Origin of the sequence: Mesotoga sp. HF07.pep.5.2.highcov (assembly GCF_003666285.1) — a bacterium.
Taxonomy (GTDB): Bacteria; Thermotogota; Thermotogae; order Petrotogales; family Kosmotogaceae; genus Mesotoga; species Mesotoga prima.
On the sequence record NZ_JFHJ01000375.1, the window covers coordinates 1 to 1,614 of the forward strand.

General features: G+C 46.0%; 1 protein-coding gene. It reads left to right on the plus strand.

Translation table 11 applies throughout. The features are described 5' to 3' along the window. Window positions 1–24 precede the first annotated feature (24 nt). Window positions 25–1,614: hypothetical protein (locus BG32_RS08125; RefSeq protein WP_259459615.1), on the plus strand; the 1,590-nt coding region annotated here is incomplete at its 3' end.

Below are 1,614 nucleotides of genomic sequence, written 5' to 3' on the forward strand. Positions count from 1 at the left end.
TCTGAGCCCGACAGAGTAGTGGAGATGGCCCCAGTTACTTTGGTTGAGACCTCCTCAGAAGTCGATATTGGAGAAAGCGACAACTACGATTCCCTAACCGTTAGCATTTCCGATTTGAACGACAGGCTCGACTTCTTGCAGGACAATGTGGAGGGACTTAATCTTCAATTCAGGAGACTGAACACTCTCTTTCTTGACACGCAGGTTGCACTTGCCGAATACAAAGCTGCGGTTGATCAAGGCGCTTTTGACACCGAAGAGTTCGCGATGACTATAGAAAACAGATTGACCGCTCTTGAAGAAACCGTTGTTGATAATCCCATTACCAGGATCGAGTTTGAAGAACTAAGCGAATCGCTTGATCGCTTGTACTCATCATTAGCAGAATGGAGCGACGAGATTTCGAAAATCGAGACACTGGAAGCTTCTCAGACCGGCCTTCAGTTATCTATAGAGAATCTGGAGAACACGGTTAAGAGTCTGCGCGAGATCACACCTCAACAATCCGATTCCGAAGAGATTGTTTCGATCAACGATAAGATCGGCGAGATTACTGCGTCGTTATCAGCTGCTGAAAACGAACTGCAAGAAATGAAAAGTTTTATCGGGTTGCAGTCGGAAGAAATCAGCACAGTCAGGAATGAGCTTGGAGATGCACTTGACAGTCTGACAGCTCGCTTGAGCTCTGTGGAGCTCTCCGCGAAGACTAGCAGCGAAAACATCGGGACAAACAATGAGCTGCTCGCCGAAATAACTGCTGAAGTAGATGCACTGTCAGACTATGTGTCAGAGCTGGCGCTCTCTCATATGGAAAAGTTTAGCTCGCTATCCGAGGGTTTCTCAGACATTGAGAAGAGGGTAATCGCCGCAGAAACTTCACTGTCTGATTTTGAAGAGATCAAGGCCAGGCTTTCCGCTTCGGAATCTGCAACCCGCATTCTCTTTGACAGAATAAGTTCACTCGAGGAGTTCTATTCTTCAGCAGAAGATATTCTTCCAATGCTTGAGGAAAAAGTCGAAAATATTGAAACCAGTGTCTTTGGAACAGGCAAGATAAATATGGATGAACTTGAAACTGAGATACTCCAGCTCAGGGAAATTGCCGACAGTTTGTCACGGGGCTTTGTAAAATTCAACTCCGAGCTGATAGCCTTGAGAGAGTCTATTCCTCCGGAAGGTGTATCGATCGAGACTTTCGAGAATTCCAGAAATGAGTTATCCGACGCCATCACAAATATCACCGCAGACCTCTCCGAAATAAGGAGTTCAGTAGCTGAGTTGGAACTTTCACTAGGGGTTCTTGAAGACTCTCTTGTCGGAGTATCTGTGGGTCTTGACAGCATGAAGGGAAATTTCGACGGCTCCGTTGCAGCAATAGATAGCAACCTGAAGGCGATTCAAAAGATCGAGGATGACTTGCTGCTTACCCAAGAGGATCTTGCAAAGACCAGAGATCAGCTGTCAACTCTGACGAAAGAACTAGAAAAAACACTGGTCACCCGGGAGGAAATTATCACAATAACTGAAGAAGCAGTAAGACAATCTAGAGAAGCCACGGCGCAAGAGATCTCTTCACTGAGAAGAGCAAATAACATCTGGTTGACTGTGGCAGTA